The organism is Bradyrhizobium guangzhouense (assembly GCF_004114955.1).
Classification (GTDB): Bacteria; Pseudomonadota; Alphaproteobacteria; order Rhizobiales; family Xanthobacteraceae; genus Bradyrhizobium; species Bradyrhizobium guangzhouense.
Genome location: NZ_CP030053.1, coordinates 6,992,330 through 7,008,899 on the forward strand (window position 1 = coordinate 6,992,330; position 16,570 = coordinate 7,008,899).

Here is a 16,570-nt window from a genome sequence, read left to right on the forward strand (position 1 = left end):
ACGGCAACGCAACCCCGGCATTTCCGCGGCAAGTGTGCTACGCACCATGGAGTTAATTCCGTCCGGCGAACAGACCTTGCTGAGCATCCGAAACCTCTCCAAAACCTTCACCTCGGCCGGCGAGCCCGTGCAGGTGCTGCGCGGCGTCGATCTCGACCTCGGTGCGGGCGAACGCGTCGCGCTCACAGGCGAATCCGGCAGCGGCAAGAGCACGCTGCTGCATTTGATCGCTGGGTTAGATGCCGCCGATGGCGGCACGATCTGCCTTGAGGACACCGAGATCACCAAGCTTACAGACGCCGGCCGCGCCGAGGTTCGCCGCGACCGGATCGGTCTCGTGTTTCAGCAGTTCAACTTGATCCCGAGCCTGTCGGTTGCCGACAATCTTGCTTTCCAGGCCCGCATCGCCGGCCGGCACGATGCGGCCTGGACCAAGGAGCTGATCGAACGGCTCGGGCTCGGCAACCTGCTCAAGCGTTATCCGGAGCAGATATCAGGCGGCCAGCAGCAGCGGGTCGCGATCGGCCGGGCGCTGGCGACAAAACCCTCGCTGCTGCTCGCGGACGAGCCGACCGGCAATCTGGATGAAGCCACCGCCGACGACGTGCTGGCGCTGACGCGCGATCTCGTCGCACGCACGGGCTGCGGTTTCCTGATGGTGACGCACAGCCTGCACCTGGCCGGCACGCTCGACCGCCACATCGTTCTCCATGCGGGACGGATCGCATGAGGCGCGCGCTATGGGTGCTGGCGGTGCTGCTGAGCCATTGGCGCCGGCACCGGATGCAGTTCGCAACGCTGCTGATCGGGCTGATCGCGGCGACCGCGCTGTGGAGCGGCGTGCAGGCGATCAACCAGCAGGCCCGCAGCGCCTATGACCGCGCGGCGGCGACATTTGGCGGCGTTCGCACGGCGACATTGGTGGCGTCTGATACGGCGACCTTCCCGCAAGAGCTCTTTGTAAAACTCCGCCGCGCGGGCTGGCCGGTCTCGCCGGTGCTGGAAGGCCGGGTTCAGATCAACGGACGCTCGATCCGGCTGCTCGGCATCGAGCCGGTGACGCTGCCTGCCGATGTCGGCAATGCACCGCGGCTCGGAGCCGCGGACCTCAGCAGTTTCGTGGCGGCGCCCGGACAGACGCTGGTGGCGCGGGAGACGCTGAGCGATTTGCACGAGGACGAAGGCACGACGCCCTCGATCAGCAGCGGCGCAAAGCTGCCGCCACTGCATGTGCAGCCGCAGCTGGTGCCTGACGTGCTGGTGGTCGATATCGGCGTGGCGCAACGGCTTCTCAACAAGCCGAATCTGGTCTCGCGGCTTTTGATCGGCAAGGCCAAGGGCAAGCCGGCGGCGCTGCAAAGCGTCGTCGGCGATCGGTTGCGCCTGATGGAGCCGACCGCCGAGACCGAGCTGGAACGGCTCACCGACAGCTTCCATCTCAACCTCACCGCCTTCGGCCTGCTGTCGTTCTTCGTCGGCCTCTTCATCGTCAACTCGGCCGTCGGCCTTGCCTTCGAGCAGCGGCTGCCGATGCTGCGCACCTTGCGCGCTTGCGGCGCCTCGGCGCGGCTGGTCAACTCCGTGCTGGTGATCGAGCTGGTGGCGCTGGCGCTGGTCGCGGGGCTGATCGGGCTCGTCTGCGGCTACGTCATCGCGGCGGCGCTTTTGCCTGATGTCGCGGCGTCGCTGCGCGGACTCTATGGCGCACAGATTCCGGGGCAGCTCAGCTTGCGGCCGGAATGGTGGCTCGCCGGCATCGGCATCAGCGTGCTGGGTGCGATCGTGGCGGCCGCGACCAGTTTGATCAAGGCGATCAGGATGCCGGTGCTAGCGACCGCGCAGCCGCGGGCCTGGCAGCAGCGGCAGCGCCGCTGGCTCGTCCTGCAAAGCGCCGCAGCGTGCGCGGTGCTCGCGGTCGCGCTGCTGCTGCTTCGTTACGGCCAATCGCTGATTACTGGCTTTGGCGTGCTGGCTGCGCTGATGCTCGGCGCGGCGCTGATCCTGCCGGCCTTCCTCGAGCTGCTCCTGCTCGCAGGCCAGCGTCTTGCGCGCGGGCCGCTGGCACGGTGGTTCTGGGCCGACAGCCGGCAGCAGCTCTCGGGACTATCGCTGGCGCTGATGGCGCTGCTGCTCGCGCTATCAGTCAATGTCGGCGTGTCCACCATGGTGGAAACGTTCAGCCGCACCTTTGTCGGCTGGCTCGACGGACGCCTCGCCGCCGACGTCTATATCAGCGCCGCCGACAATGCGCAGAGCATTGCGATCCGCAATTGGCTGAAGGACCGCAGCGAGGTGCAGGCGATCCTGTCGGGCGGGCGCGCGGAGACGCAGGTCGCGGGCCAGCCGGTGGAATTGCTCGGCCTGCCCGATCACGCGCTCTATCGCGAGCGCTGGCCGCTGCTGGAGACCGCGCCGCGCGCCTGGACGCGGCTCGTGCCCGGCAATGCCGCCTTCATCAGCGAGCAGCTGAGCCGCCGCCTCAATATTCGCGTCGGCGACGTCATCGACGTGCCGGCGCCGGGCGGGAGCTGGGAGCTCGACATCGTCGGCATCTATGCCGATTACGGCAACCCCAAGGGCCAGCTCGCGGTGAACGTCGCCGCACTGATCCGGCAGTTTCCGCAAACGCCGCAGACGCGGATCGGGCTGATTGTCCCGCGTGACAAAATCCCCGGCCTGATCGCGGCCTTGCAGAAGCAGTTCGCGCTCGACGACCGCGCGGTGGCCGATCAGGCGACGGTAAAGGCGGAATCGATCCGTATCTTCAACCGCACGTTTGCGGTGACGTCCGCGCTCAATGCCTTCACGCTCGGCGTCGCCGGCATCGCGCTTCTGACCAGCCTTCTGACGCTTGCGAACTCGCGCCTGCCGCAACTCGCGCCGCTCTGGGCGATCGGCATCACCCGGCCGCGCCTTGCCGCCATCGAGCTGACCAAAACGCTGTCGGTCGCGCTGTTCACCTCGCTGCTCGCCGTGCCGCTCGGGCTGCTGGTGGCCTGGTGCCTGATCGCGATCGTGAATGTGAAGGCGTTCGGCTGGCGCCTGCCATTCCACGTGTTTCCGCTGCAACTGGTGGAGCTGGTTGCGGTTGCGCTGGTCGCCTCGCTGCTGGCCGCGCTGCTGCCGGTGCTGCGGCTGGCGCGGATGCAGGCCGCACACCTCGTCAAGGTGTTTGCCAATGAGCGCTGATCGGGTTTCGCGGCGCGCATTTGCTGGCGGCATCGTCGCGCTTGCTCTCGCGCGCCGCGCCGGGGCGCAAGGCTATGCCGGGCTCGGCGAGACCGCCGACGGCTTCGCGAGGGTCACGCCTGGAAAAGTGTTCACCTTCCCCGCCGATCACGGGCCGCATCCGGATTTTCGCATCGAGTGGTGGTATCTGACGGCAAACCTCGTCGACAGCGCTGGCGCCGCTTGCGGACTGCAATGGACGTTGTTCCGCCAGGCTGCAAAGCCGGGGCCGCAAGAAGAAGGCTGGGCCAATCAGCAAATCTGGATGGCGCACGCCGCGGTGACGCGTGCCGACACGCACCGCTTCAACGAGCTGTTCTCACGCGGCGGCATCGGACAGGCGGGCGTCGAGGCCAAACCTTTCATGGCGTGGATCGACGATTGGGACATGAAGGGATCTGGGCGCACCGACGATCGCACCTTGTCGCCGGTGACGTTGAAGGCCTCAGGTACGGATTTCAGCTATGCGCTGACGCTGGAGGCCGATCGCCCGGTCGTGTTGCAGGGCGACGGCGGCTACAGCCGCAAGTCCGAGCGCGGACAGGCGTCGTACTATTACAGCCAGCCGTTCTATCGCGCGCGCGGCACGCTCACGATCGACGACATCCAGGTCGAGGTCTCTGGGCAGGCCTGGATGGATCGCGAATGGAGCAGCCAGCCGCTCGACACCGATCAGACCGGCTGGGACTGGCTGTCGTTGCATCTCGCCTCCGGCGACAAGCTGATGCTGTATCGGCTGCGCCAGAAGGACGGCAAGGACTATCCATTCGGCAATTGGATCAGCGCCGCGGGTGAGACACAGTTGATTGCGGGCCACGACATCCAGATGAGCCCGAAGGCCACAGCCGAGGTTGCAGGCCGCAAGCTGCCGGTGGAATGGCAGATCGCCATCCCCTCGCGCTCGTTCTCGATTTCCTGCAAGCCGCTCAATCCGAAGGCGTGGATGGGGACCGGCTTTTCCTATTGGGAAGGGCCGATCAGCTTTGCCGGCACGCATGACGGCGTTGGCTATCTCGAGCTGACCGGGTATTGAGGCGCGATCTGTTTGAAGGGATTCCGCGATGTACCATCTGACCGCACTCGTCACGCTGCTGGCGCTGGCATTCTATTTCTTCACCTGCATCAATGTCTCGCGGTCGCGGACCAGGACCGGCGTCAAGGTGCCGGCGATGTCGGGCCATCCGGATTTCGAGCGCGCCTTCCGTATCCAGATGAACACGCTGGAGTGGATGCCGATCTTCCTGCCGTCGCTGTGGCTGTTCGCGATCTATATCAGCGACGCCATTGCAGCCGGCATCGGCGCGGTCTGGATCGTCGGACGCATCGTGTATTTCATCGGCTATTCGCAGGCCGCCGCCAAGCGCGGACCGGGGTTTGCGATCCAGGCCATTGCGGCGATCGCGCTGTGGGCGGGGGCGCTGTGGGCGGCGGTGTCGAGGGTGGTGTGAGGCAACTGCGCTGCCACACACTCGGTGTCGTCCTGGCGAAAGCCAGGCCCCATAACCACAGGGCGTGGTTATGGGCTCGATGGTGACTCCGACCTGCCACGACAATTGTCTATCGGGGTAATGGGTCCTGGCTTTCGCCAGGACGACAGAGCACCTACTTCGTCAGCGGACAGCCGCTGTCCTTGGCCGTCGCAAAGGCCTGGTCGCCGGGGACGACGGCGAGCTGCTTGTAATAGTCCCACGGCTTCTTCGATTCCGAGGGCTTCTTGACCTCGAACAGATACATGTCGTGGACCATGCGGCCGTTCGCGAGCACCTTGCCCTTGGCGAAAGCGTCGTCGACCGGCAGCTCCTTCAGCTTCTTGGCGACCGCGTCAGTGTCCTTGGTGCCGGCGGCCTTCACCGCCTTCAGATAGCTCAGCGTCGCCGAATAGGTGCCGGCATGGATCATGCTCGGCATTCGGCCGGTGCGCTTGAAGAAGCGCTCGGAGAAGGCCCGCGAAGCATCGTCGTGATCCCAATAGAAGCCTTCGGTCAGGACCAGGCCCTGCGCCGCCTGCAAGCCCAGACCGTTGACTTCGGCGAGCGTCATCAAGAGGCCCGCGAGCTTCTGGCCACCCTGCACGATGCCGAATTCGGCCGCCTGTTTGATCGAGTTCGTGGTGTCCTGGCCGGCGTTGGCAAGACCGACGATCTTCGCTTTCGAGCTCTGCGCCTGCAGCAGGAAGGAGGAGAAGTCGGACGAGTTGAGGGGCACGCGGACCGAGCCCAACACCTTGCCACCACTGGCCGTGACGATCTCGCTGGTGTCCTTTTCCAGCGCGTAGCCGAAGGCGTAGTCGGCGGTGAGGAAGAACCAGGTGTCGCCACCGGCCTTGGTCAGCGCACCGCCGGTGCCGACCGCGAGCGCGTGAGTGTCGAACGCCCAGTGGAATCCGTAGGGCACACACGACGCGCCCGTGATGGCCGACGTCGCGGCGCCGACCACAATGTCGATCTTCTTCTTTTCCTTCGACAGCTCCTGCACGGCAAGCGCGACCGACGACGTCGTCAGCTCGGTGATCATGTCGACGTTCTCGGCGTCATACCAGCGACGCGCGATGGAGGTGGCGAGATCAGGCTTGTTCTGGTGATCGGCGGTGACCATCTCGATCTTCTGGCCGAGCACCTCGCCGCCAAAATCCTCGATCGCCATCTTGGCCGCTTCGACCGAGTACTTGCCGCCGTAATCGGCATAGACACCGGACTGATCGTTGAGGATGCCGATCTTGACGCCTTGCGCGAAGGCTGGCGCCGCCAGCAACAGGGCGGACGCTGCGACAGCGGCCAAAAGTCCTGATTTCATTCGTTATCTCCCGGCAGTGTTCTGTTTTGAAATCGCGCGGATAGTAGTGAAGAACAGCGCGCGTGCCCATTCATTTCGTGTTGGTGGTTAAGTATCGAAGATGCGTGCGACATTCTCCGTTGTCGTCCCGGGGCGCGCGTAGCGCGAGCCTGGGACCCATAACCACAGGGAGAGGTTTTGCGAAGACTCGGAGTTAACGGTGTCGCCCCACACTCCTCCCTGGGGTTATGGATCCCCGCCTATGCGGGGATGACACCGAGGGCATGGAAACAGAGATGACCACAGCAATCAGCCCGCCACCCCCGCCCCCTTCTCGTTCCGCCCCTCGGCCAGGTTCCGCACCACCACATAGAAGATCGGGGTGAACAGCAGGCCGAACAGCGTGACGCCGATCATGCCGAAGAACACGGCGACGCCGACGGCTTGACGCATCTCGGAACCTGAGCCGGACGAGATCACCAGCGGCAGCACGCCGAGGATGAAGGCGAAGGATGTCATCAGGATCGGCCGCAGGCGCAATCGGCAGGCCTCGATCACGGCCTCCAGCCGCGGCTTGCCTTCCTTCTCGATGTCGCGCGCGAACTCGACGATCAGGATCGCGTTCTTGGCCGCCAACCCGACCAGCACGACGAAGCCGATCTGGGTGAGGATATTGACGTCCTGGCCCATGATGCGCACGCCGATGGTGGCCGCGAGCAGGCACATCGGCACGATCAGGATGACTGCGAAGGGCAGCGTCCAACTGCCATATTGCGCCGCGAGCACGAGATAGACGAACAGCACGCAGATCGGGAATACGTAGAGGCCGGCATTGCCGCCGTTGATCTGCTGATAGGACAGGTCGGTCCATTCGAAGGTGAAGCCGCTCGGCAAAGTCTCGTCGGCGAGCTTCTTGATGGCGTTGAGCGCGGTCGTCGAGCTCGTGCCCGGTGCAGGCTCGCCCTGCAATTCGGACGCCGCGTAGAGATTGTAGCGCGCGACGCGGTCGGGCCCCGAGACGTCCTTGAAGTCGACCACGCTGCCGAGCATCACCATGTCGCCCGAGGCATTGCGCGTGCGCAGGCGCGCGAGGTCGGCGGGCTCTTTCCGGAACGGGAAATCAGCCTGCGCGGTGACGTGGTAGGTGCGGCCGAACAGGTTGAAGTCGTTGACATAGGTCGATCCGAAATAGGTCTGGATCGTGTCGTTGATGTTCGAGATGGGTACGCCGAGCTTCTGCGCCTTGGTGCGGTCGATGTCGACGAACAGCTGCGGCGTATTGGCCGAGAACGGCGAGAACACCGTGGGGGCGAGGAGTGCGGGCGATTTGCGCGCGGCGGCGACGAGCTCCTCGGTCGCCGATGCCAGCAGCTCCGGTCCACGGCCCTGCCGGTCCTGGATGCGGATGGCGAAGCCGCCGCCGGTGCCGATGCCGGGCACGGCGGGCGGCGGAATCACGATGATGAAGGCACCCTGGATCGCGGCGAGGCGCTTGCGCAGCTCGGCCGTGATGACATTGGCCGTCAGGCCCTTCTTCAGCCGCACCTCGGGCTCGTCGAACACAGGGAACAGCGCGGCAGCATTGCCGGCCTGCGTTCGTGTCGCGCCCGAGAACCCGGCGAAGGCCGCCACGCGGATGATGCCTGGCGTGTCCAGCGAGATCCGCTCGATCTCCCGCACGATCTCGGTGGTTCGCGCCAGCGATGCCGCCCCCGGCAACTGCACCGAGACGATGACGTAGCCCCGATCCTGCGCGGGGATGAAGCCCTGCGACGTCGTCCCGATCAACCAGCCAGCGCTGCCGATCAGCACGACATAAATCAGCAGCATCACCACCGAGTGCCGGATCACGAAATTGGCGAGACCAGCGTAGCCATGCGATAGCCGATCGAAGACACGATTGAAGGTGCTCGTGAAGGCGTTCCACCCGCGCGCGAGCAGATTCCAGGCGGCAGGCGGCCGCTTCTCCTCATGCGGAGTGAGGATCTGCGAGGCCAGCGCCGGCGACAGCGTCAGCGAGCAGAAGCAGGAGATCGCGGTCGCAACTGCGATGGTCACTGCGAACTGCTGGAAGAACTGACCGGATATGCCGCCCAGAAACGCCGTCGGCACGAACACCGCGCACAGCACCAGCGCAATCGAGACCAACGCGCCGCCGACCTCCTCCATCGTCTTCAACGCGGCGTCGCGCCGGCTGAGGCCATGCTCGAGATGCCGCTCGACATTCTCGACCACGACGATGGCGTCGTCGACCACGATGCCGACCGCAAGCACAAGTCCGAACAGCGTCAGATTGTTGATGGAGAAGCCGAGCGCCGCCATCACCGCGAAGGTGCCGACCAGCGACACCGGAATCGCGATGATCGGGATGATCGCCGGCCGCCAGCCCTGCAGGAACACCAGCACGACGACGACCACGAGCAACATGGCCTCATAGATGGTCTTGATCAGCTCGTGGACGGACTGCGCGATGAACTCGGTCGGATTATAGCCGATGTTGAAGTCTAGACCCTTCGGGAAGCTCTGCTTGAGCTTCGCCATGGTGTCGGAGATGTTCTTGGCGGTCGCTAGCGCATTCGATCCCGGCCGCTGCGTCACCAGCATCGCGACCGCGGATTTGCGCAGCAGGAAGCTGTTGGTCGAATAAGCGAGCGCACCGAGCTCGATGCGGGCAACGTCGCGCAAGCGTACCGTGCGGCCATCGGAGCCGGCCTTGATCAGGATGTCCTCGAACTGCTTCTGATCCTTCAGTCGCCCGGTGAAGACGAGGTTTGGCTGGAAGGCGCGGTCGGCAATCGGCGGCTCCGCGATCTGGCCGCCGGCGATCTGCACGTTCTGGGCGCGGATCGCGGCCAGCACCTCGGTCGAGGTCAGGCCGAGATTGGCGATACGATCAGGGTCGAGCCAGAGTCGCATCGAATAGTCGCGCGCGCCAAAAATCTGGATGTCGCCGACGCCGTCGATGCGCAGCAGCTGGTCGCGGACCTGGAGCAGCGCGTAATTGGAGATGTAGAGCTGGTCGAACGTGTCGTCCGGCGACAGCATGAACACGACCATCAGGATGTCGGGCGAGTTCTTGCGGGTGACGACGCCGTTGCGCTGCACCTCGTCCGGGAGCTGCGGCTGCGCGATCGCGACGCGGTTCTGCACCAGCACCTGGGCCTTGTCGAGGTCCGTGCCGAGCTTGAAGGTGACCGTGATCGTCAGTTGTCCGTTCGAGGTGGCCTGGCTGTAGAGATACAGCATGTCCTCGACGCCGTTGATCTGCTGCTCGATCGGAGCGGCGACGGTGTCGGACACGGTTTGCGCCGAAGCGCCGGGATATTGGGTGGTGACGACGACGGTCGGCGGCACCACTTGCGGATATTCGGAGATCGGCAGCGTCGAATAAGCGAGCGTACCGACGATCAGGAGCACGATCGACAGCACCATCGCCAGGATCGGCTGGTTGATGGACAGGCGGCCAAGATTCATGATTTGTCACCAGCCTTCGCACCGGTCTTGCCACCTGCCGGTGCTTGAGCAGGCGATGGGGCGACCTTGGCGCCGACTCGGGCGCGCTGGATGCCATTGACAATGACGCGGTCATCCGCGTTCAGCCCTTCGCGGATGACGCGCAGGCCGTCATCGAGCGGCCCGAGCACGACAGGGCGCGCTTCCACGGTATCGTCGGGCTTCACCACGAAGACGATCTTGCGCGACTGGTCGGTCGCGACTGCGACGTCGGGAATCAGCAGCGCTTCATAGGGCGCGCTGCCGATCAGGCGGACCCGGCCGAACTGGCCGGGCAGGATCGACAGATCGGTGTTCTTGACCACGGCGCGGCTGCGCAGCGTGCCGGTGGAGACATCGAGACGGTTGTCGAGGAAGTTGATCGAGCCGTCATGCGACGGCTTGGTCTCGCCTGCGAGCGTCACCTGCACGGGGTTCGCGGTGTCGCGCGAGCTTGGGCGTTTGCCCTCGAACCACAGCTTGCTGTATTTGATGAAGGTGGTCTCATCCATGTCGAAATAGATGTAGATCGGGTCGAGCGAGACGATCGAGGTCAGCAGCGTCGAGGTGCCGGTGTCGCTGCCCTGCACGAGGTTGCCGGGGCTGACCAGATGGCGGCTGACGCGGCCGGTGAGCGGCGCGGTGACATGGGTGAATTCGATATTGAGCTGGGCGGCTTTCAGTGCACCCTCGGCCTGGGTCTCGGCGGCGTGCGCGGCCTGCAAGGCCTGGCGGCGCTGGTCGACGACCTGCTCGGAGACCGCGCTGGTCTGCACCAGGTTCAGGCCGCGATCGAGCTCGCGCTTGGCAAGCTCCACCTTGGCGCGGGCGTCGGAGAGCTGGCCGTCGGCCTGCTCGGCCACCGCCTCGAACGGACGCGGGTCGATGACATAAAGCAAATCGCCCTGATGCACGATGGCACCGTCCTGGAACTCGACCGAGTTGACGAAGCCGCCGACACGCGGGCGCACCTGCACCTCCTCGACCGCCTCGAAGCGGCCGGTGAACTCGTCCCAATCAGTGACGGTGCGCTTGACCGGCTGGGCGACGGTCACCGGCGGTGGCGGTGGCGCCGCCGCTTGAGAGGTCGGTTGCCCGCAAGCGATGAGCGTGAAGGCCGCTGCAACGAGAGCGGCTAGCGCGTGAGGCCGGGCCTGAACGAATTCGTGCGTTTTGACAAATTGCTCGCTTCCGTCCGGTCCACTCATCCCAGGTCCTCGCATGAAAGCCGCGGAAAATGCAGGGTAGTCCTCTACCCACGGGCGCCACAAGATGGGTGGCGATGATGAAATCTTCAAGACTACGCCACGCACAATGCTCGACTGGATGTCCTAGCCTGATGACGGGTTGACAGGGCGTGCTTCCGGAAAGTCGTCATGCCCGGACGATGCGGAGACGCGGTCCCCTCGTCCAGCAGAGGGAAAAGGAGGCCGGCGTCTTCGCACATGACGGGCGCTGCCGGCTCGGCTAGATTGGCCCTCACAAAAACAAGACGAATTGTCCGAGGAGGACAGACGTGTACCAGGGACGTGTCGTTTACGGCGCGATCGAAGAGGTCGTGTTCGGCCATCCGGCGGCGGAGGCCATCGTCGCGCAGATGGACCGGCTGGGAACCCGCCGCGCCTTCCTGATGGTCTCGGGGACGCTGAACCGCCAGACCAACGAAATCGCCGAGATCGTGCAAGCGCTGGGTCCGCGCTGCGCCGGGCTGTTCGATGCGATGCCGGCGCACACGCCGCGCGAGGCGGTGATCGCAGCCACCAATGCCGCGCGCGAGGCCGGCGCCGACCTCATCGTCACCGTGGGCGGCGGCTCGATCACCGACGGCGCCAAGGCGGTGCAGCTCTGCCTGGCCAATGGCATCGACGATATCGCGGGCATCGACCGCATCCGCGTGCACAAGGGCGTCGCGCCCGAGATGACCACGCCGACCGTGCGGCAGATCAGCGTACCGACCACGATTGCCGGCGGCGAGTTTTCATCGATCGCCGGCGTCACCGACCGCAGCACGCATGTGAAGCAGATGCTGCGCCATCCGCTGACGGTGCCGCGTGCGACCATTCTCGATCCTGCGATCACCGTGCACACGCCGGAGTGGCTGTTTCTTTCGACCGGCATCCGCGCCATCGATCATTGCGTCGAGGCGATCTGCTCGCACGAGACGCACCCCTATGCCGACGCGCAGTCGGTGAAGGGCCTCGCCATGCTCGCCGACGCGCTGCCGCGTGTGAAGGCCGACCCGAGCGATCTCGACGCGCGGATGGACGCGCAGATCGGCACCTGGCTGTCGATGGGTGCGCTTGCGGCCGGCGTGCCGATGGGCGCGAGCCACGGCATCGGCTATGTGCTGGGCGCGGCCTTCAACGTGCCGCACGGGCACACCTCCTGCGTCATGCTGCCGGCGGTGATGCGATGGAATGCGAGCGCCAATGCCGAGCGCCAGATGATCGTCGCGGCTGCGATGGGTTTTCCCGGCCACAACGCCGCCGACGTGCTCGATGCCTTCATCCGCTCGCTCGGCATGCCGCGTCGCCTTGCCGATGTCCGCGTCTCGCCGGAGCATTTCGACGCCATCGCCGACCAGGCGATGCGCACCAACTGGATCCCGCGCAATCCGCGCAAGATCGAGGATCCTGCGCAGATACGCGAAATCCTCGATCTCGCCGCATGATCTAAAGCCGGAGGACTGATGTACCCAGGTCTGCATGCCCGCCTGCGCCCGCTGCAACCCGCCTTCATCATGGCGACAACCGGCGAGACGGTCACCTATCGCGAGCTGGACGCGCGAAGCAATCGGCTGGCGCACCTGTTTCGCAAGCATGGCCTGAGGCGGCTCGATCACTACTCGATCTTCATGGAGAACAACTCCAGATATCTCGAGGCCTGCGGCGCGGGCGAGCGGTCCGGGCTGTACTACACCTGCATCAACTCCTTCCTGACGGCGGGCGAGCTTGCTTATCTCCTCGTCAACAGCCAATCGAAGATCCTGATCACGTCGGTGGCGAAGCTCGACATCGCCCGCGAGGCGATCCAGGGCTGCCCCGACATCAAGCTCTGCATCGTCGCCGACGGCCCCGGCGAGAGCGATCGCATCGTAGGACTTGCCGACGTCACCGTTGACCTGCCGAAGACGCCGATCGCGGACGAGTGGCTCGGGACGGCGATGCTCTATTCGTCGGGCACGACGGGACGGCCGAAAGGAATCCTGCGGCCGCTGCCGGAAGAGCCGCCCAAGTACAATCTGCCGCTGTTCGATTTCCTCACCAAGCTCTGGCACTACCGCGAGGGCATGGTCTATCTGTCGCCGGCGCCGCTCTACCACTCCGCGCCGCAGGCCGCCGTGAATCTCACGATCCGCATGGGCGGCACCGCGATCATCATGGAGCACTTCGATCCCGAGCGTTACCTCCAACTGGTACAACAATGGGGCATCACCCACACCCAGCTGGTGCCGACGATGTTCTCGCGGATGCTGAAGCTGCCGGAAGAGGTGCGCAAGCGCTACGATTTGTCGTCGCTCGAGATCGCGATCCACGCCGCAGCCCCCTGCCCCGCATTGGTGAAGGACGACATCATCAAATGGTGGGGCCCGATCATCCACGAATATTACGGCGCCACCGAAGGCCTCGGCTTTACCGCTTGCAACAGCGAGGAATGGCTCGCGCATCGCGGCACGGTGGGGAAGGTGTTACTCGGCGACCTCCACATTCTCGACGAGAACATGCAACCGTGCCCGACCGGCACGCCCGGCCAGGTCTGGTTCAAGACGGGATCGCCGTTCGAATATTTCAACGATCCCGAGAAGACGAAAGAGGCGCGCTCGGCCGACGGCAGCATGAGCACGGTCGGCGATGTCGGCTATGTCGACGCCGACCGCTTCCTCTACCTCACCGATCGCGCCACCTTCATGATCATCTCCGGCGGGGTGAACATCTATCCGCAGGAATGCGAGAATTTGCTGATCACCCATCCGAAGGTCGCGGATGCCGCGGTGTTCGGCGTGCCCAATGCCGATCTCGGCGAGGAGGTAAAAGCCGTGGTGCAGCCGATGCCGGGCGTGATGCCCGGCGACGCGCTCGCCGAAGAGCTGATCGCCTTCTGCGCAAAATCGCTGTCGCGGCAGAAGGTGCCGCGCTCGGTGGATTTCGAGAAGGAATTGCCGCGGCTGCCGACGGGGAAATTGTACAAACGGCTGCTGAGAGATCGGTACTGGGGGAACAAGACGTCAAGGATTGTGTGAGGGCGAGCCTTTCGCTTGTCCGGGACGACGGCGGAGTTTGTGGAGATCGCAACGCGCACCATCGGTACGGGAACCGTGCGTTCGCACCTGCACTCTCACATTGTGAGAGAATCGCCCCGCGGCTTTTCGTCATCCGAATTACCGAGACCGTGCGAGCGCTTGCCCGTTGCCTCCCTCCACACGGCTCGGCTATCGTCCGGTCAAACAGGCCAAAACGGCCTAAGAGACCAATGTCCAGGGAGGACCGAGGATGCGGAGCGTGTGGGCGCTCGCCGCGGCAGCGGCGTTGTCTTTGCTGGCGTTTTCGACCAATACAATCGCGGGTGAGCCCAAACAGGGCGGAATCCTGCGGATGTATCACCGCGACAGCCCGGCGAATGCGTCGATCCTCGAGGGCGCGACCTATTCGGTCAACGTGCCCTTCATGGGCGTGTTCAACAATCTCGTCATCTACGATCAGCACATCGCGCAGAACAGTCCTGATACACTCAGGCCCGAACTGGCCGAGAGCTGGTCGTGGAGCGGTGACAACAAGAAACTGACGTTCAAGCTCCGCCAGGGCGTCAAATGGCATGACGGCAAGCCGTTCACGTCGGCCGACGTCAAATGCACATTCGATCTCCTGATGGGCAAGTCGCAGCAGAAGCTTCGGCAGAATCCGCGCAAGGCCTGGTACAGCGAGGTCGACGACGTCACGCCCAACGGCGACTTCGAGATCTCCTTCAACCTGAAGCGGCCGCAGCCCTCGCTGCTGGCGATGCTCGCTTCCGGCTATACGCCGATCTACCCCTGCCACGTCTCTCCGGCGGACATGCGCACCCATCCGATCGGGACCGGGCCGTACAAATTCGTCGAGTTCAAGGCCAATGAATCGATCAAGCTGACGCGGAATCCGGACTATTGGAAGAAGGGCCTGCCCTATCTCGACGGCATCGAATACACCATCATCCCGAATCGCTCGACTGCGATTCTCGCCTTCGTCGCCGGGAAGTTCGACATGACGTTTCCGACGCATATCACCATTCCGCTGCTGAAGGACATCAAGTCGCAAGCGCCGAACGCGGTCTGCGTCGTCGAACCGACCAACGTCTCGACCAACATCATCGTCAATTCGAGCTCGCCGCCGTTCGACAACATCGATATCCGCCGTGCGATGTCGCTGGCCCTGGATCGGAAGGCCTTCGTCGATATCCTGTTCGAGGGCCAGGCCGACATCGGCGGCACCATGCTGCCGCCGCCGCAAGGCATCTGGGGCATGCCCAAGGACAAGCTCCAGACCATTCCGGGTTACGGTCCGGACGTGAATGCAAACCGCGAGGAAGCGAAGAAGCTGATGCAGAAGGCGGGTTACGGCCCCGACAAGCATCTGGCCGTGAAGATTTCGACGCGCAATCTCGCGGAATATCGCGACCCCGCGGTGATCCTGATCGACCAGCTCAAGAGCATCTACATCGACGGCGAACTCGACGTCGTGGAGACCGCCAACTGGTTCCCGAAGGTCGCGCGCAAGGACTACATGCTCGGCCTCAATTTGACCGGCAATTCCGTCGACGATCCGGACCAGTCCTTCTACGAGAACTATTCCTGCGGCTCGGAGCGCAACTACACCAACTACTGCAACAAGGAGATCGAGAAGCTGTTCGACGTGCAGTCGCAGGAGATCGACACGAACAAGCGCAAGCAACTGGTCTGGGACATCGACAAGAAGCTGCAGGAGGACGTCGCCCGTCCGATCATCTTCCACGCGCGAGCCGGCACCTGCTGGCAGCCCTACGTCAAGGGGATCACGATCATGTCGAACAGCTCCTATAACGGCTTTCGCTACGAGGACGTGTGGCTCGACAAATAGCGCGGCAGGCTGAAGATTAGCGGCTCGCGGAGGGCACGGGATGTTTGCCTATCTGGTGCGGCGCCTGTTCCTGATGCTCGTGACCCTGTTCGGGATCTCGATCGTCATCTTCTTCCTGTTGCGCATCGTGCCCGGCAACATCGTCGACATCCTGTTCGCCGCGGCCGGCTATGTCGATCCCGCCGACAAGGTCGACCTCGAGAAGCAGCTGGGCATCGACCAGCCGCTGGTGGTGCAGTATCTGCACTGGATCGGCGGCCTGCTGCACGGCGATCTCGGCTACTCCTATGTCTCGGAAAAGCCGGCGCTGCAGGAGATCCTGCCGCGAATCCCGATCACGGCCCGGCTCGCAGGCCTGGCGCTGCTGTTTTCGGCGTCGATCGGGATTCCGCTCGGCGTCATCAGCGCGGTCAAGCAGGGCTCGCGGATCGACTACGCCTTGCGCGTAATGAGCCTGAGCGGATTGTCGCTGCCCTCGTTCTGGCTCGGTCTGCTGGTTCTGACCGCGTCTGTCGCCATGTTTGGGCAGATGCCGATCTTCAATCCCAATCCTCAGAGTTTTGGCGAAGCCTTCGCGACCTATTGCATCCCGGCAATGGTGGTCGGCTTCCGCAGCTCGGCGCTGACCATGCGCATCACGCGGTCCTCGATGCTGGAGGTGCTGCGGCAGGACTATATCCGCACGGCCCGCGCCAAGGGCGCATCCGACGCCGCTGTGAACTATCACCATGCGCTGAAGAACGCGATCCTGCCCGTCATCACCGTGATCGGCATCGAGGCGGCGTTCCTGATCGGTGGCCTCATTGTCACCGAGACCGTGTTCAACATTCCCGGCGTCGCCCGTTTCCTGGTCGAGGCGATCCGCTGGCGCGACTATCCGATCGTGCAGAACCTCGTGATGTTCATCGCGGTCGTCGTCGTATTCGCGAATTTCATCGTCGACATGCTCTACGCGGTGTTCGACCCGCGCATCCGGTACACGGATTAGG

Annotated in this window: 11 protein-coding genes; 8 read left to right on the forward strand and 3 right to left on the reverse strand. The window is 64.3% G+C overall.

The window, feature by feature from the left end:
* Positions 1–76 precede the first annotated feature (76 nt).
* Genes XH91_RS33315 through XH91_RS33330 form a run of 4 tightly spaced genes read left to right on the forward strand, consistent with a single transcriptional unit; the run spans position 77 to position 4,676 of the window.
* Positions 77–730, forward strand: a complete 654-nt coding sequence (locus XH91_RS33315) for an ABC transporter ATP-binding protein (RefSeq protein ID WP_128954537.1) — start codon at positions 77–79, stop codon at positions 728–730.
* Positions 727–3,189 carry an ABC transporter permease gene (locus tag XH91_RS33320; protein WP_128954538.1) on the forward strand — a complete coding sequence of 821 codons (2,463 nt, stop codon included), beginning with the start codon at positions 727–729 and terminating at the stop codon, positions 3,187–3,189. Before XH91_RS33315 ends, XH91_RS33320 begins: the two co-directional genes overlap by 4 nt.
* The gene (locus XH91_RS33325) at positions 3,179–4,261 is read left to right on the forward strand and encodes a lipocalin-like domain-containing protein (protein WP_128954539.1); all 1,083 of its coding nucleotides are present in this window, start codon (positions 3,179–3,181) and stop codon (positions 4,259–4,261) included. The genes XH91_RS33320 and XH91_RS33325 overlap by 11 nt, the downstream gene beginning before the upstream one ends.
* Positions 4,262–4,289: 28 nt before the next feature.
* The gene (locus XH91_RS33330) at positions 4,290–4,676 is read left to right on the forward strand and encodes an MAPEG family protein (RefSeq protein WP_128954540.1); all 387 of its coding nucleotides are present in this window, start codon (positions 4,290–4,292) and stop codon (positions 4,674–4,676) included.
* Positions 4,677–4,830: 154 nt separating this feature from the next.
* On the opposite strand, the gene XH91_RS33335 is transcribed toward XH91_RS33330, so the two are convergent.
* The 3 genes from XH91_RS33335 to XH91_RS33345 form a co-directional block, all read right to left on the reverse strand.
* Complete coding sequence (locus XH91_RS33335) at positions 4,831–6,021, reverse strand: ABC transporter substrate-binding protein (protein ID WP_128954541.1); 1,191 nt, start codon at positions 6,019–6,021, stop codon at positions 4,831–4,833.
* Positions 6,022–6,309: 288 nt separating this feature from the next.
* Positions 6,310–9,474: an efflux RND transporter permease subunit gene (locus XH91_RS33340; RefSeq protein WP_128954542.1), complete on the reverse strand. Its 3,165-nt coding sequence runs from the start codon at positions 9,472–9,474 to the stop codon at positions 6,310–6,312.
* Positions 9,471–10,700, reverse strand: coding sequence for an efflux RND transporter periplasmic adaptor subunit (locus XH91_RS33345; RefSeq protein ID WP_164933553.1), 1,230 nt, complete (start codon positions 10,698–10,700; stop codon positions 9,471–9,473). The genes XH91_RS33340 and XH91_RS33345 overlap by 4 nt, the downstream gene beginning before the upstream one ends.
* Positions 10,701–11,008: 308 nt before the next feature.
* Between XH91_RS33345 and XH91_RS33350 the strand changes: the two genes are divergently transcribed.
* From XH91_RS33350 to XH91_RS33365, 4 genes are all read left to right on the forward strand, one after another.
* The gene (locus XH91_RS33350) at positions 11,009–12,163 is read left to right on the forward strand and encodes an iron-containing alcohol dehydrogenase (RefSeq protein ID WP_128954544.1); all 1,155 of its coding nucleotides are present in this window, start codon (positions 11,009–11,011) and stop codon (positions 12,161–12,163) included.
* An 18-nt stretch (positions 12,164–12,181) separates the two neighbouring features.
* The gene (locus XH91_RS33355; RefSeq protein WP_128954545.1) at positions 12,182–13,732 is read left to right on the forward strand and encodes an AMP-binding protein; all 1,551 of its coding nucleotides are present in this window, start codon (positions 12,182–12,184) and stop codon (positions 13,730–13,732) included.
* 250 nt (positions 13,733–13,982) lie between these two features.
* Positions 13,983–15,581: an ABC transporter substrate-binding protein gene (locus XH91_RS33360; RefSeq protein WP_128954546.1), complete on the forward strand. Its 1,599-nt coding sequence runs from the start codon at positions 13,983–13,985 to the stop codon at positions 15,579–15,581.
* Between the two features lie 40 nt (positions 15,582–15,621).
* Positions 15,622–16,569, forward strand: a complete 948-nt coding sequence (locus XH91_RS33365) for an ABC transporter permease (RefSeq protein WP_128954547.1) — start codon at positions 15,622–15,624, stop codon at positions 16,567–16,569.
* Position 16,570 lies beyond the last annotated feature (1 nt).

What these genes read in the sequence shown, in the direction of transcription:
- XH91_RS33355 (WP_128954545.1), top strand. Translation starts at nt 12,182, where the DNA reads ATGTACCCAGGTCTGCATGCCCGCCTGCGCCCGCTGCAACCCGCCTTC.
- XH91_RS33330 (WP_128954540.1), top strand. Translation starts at nt 4,290, where the DNA reads ATGTACCATCTGACCGCACTCGTCACGCTGCTGGCGCTGGCATTCTAT.
- XH91_RS33360 (WP_128954546.1), top strand. Translation starts at nt 13,983, where the DNA reads ATGCGGAGCGTGTGGGCGCTCGCCGCGGCAGCGGCGTTGTCTTTGCTG.
- XH91_RS33345 (WP_164933553.1), bottom strand. Translation starts at nt 10,700, where the DNA reads ATGAGTGGACCGGACGGAAGCGAGCAATTTGTCAAAACGCACGAATTC.
- XH91_RS33335 (WP_128954541.1), bottom strand. Translation starts at nt 6,021, where the DNA reads ATGAAATCAGGACTTTTGGCCGCTGTCGCAGCGTCCGCCCTGTTGCTG.
- XH91_RS33320 (WP_128954538.1), top strand. Translation starts at nt 727, where the DNA reads ATGAGGCGCGCGCTATGGGTGCTGGCGGTGCTGCTGAGCCATTGGCGC.
- XH91_RS33325 (WP_128954539.1), top strand. Translation starts at nt 3,179, where the DNA reads ATGAGCGCTGATCGGGTTTCGCGGCGCGCATTTGCTGGCGGCATCGTC.
- XH91_RS33340 (WP_128954542.1), bottom strand. Translation starts at nt 9,474, where the DNA reads ATGAATCTTGGCCGCCTGTCCATCAACCAGCCGATCCTGGCGATGGTG.
- XH91_RS33365 (WP_128954547.1), top strand. Translation starts at nt 15,622, where the DNA reads ATGTTTGCCTATCTGGTGCGGCGCCTGTTCCTGATGCTCGTGACCCTG.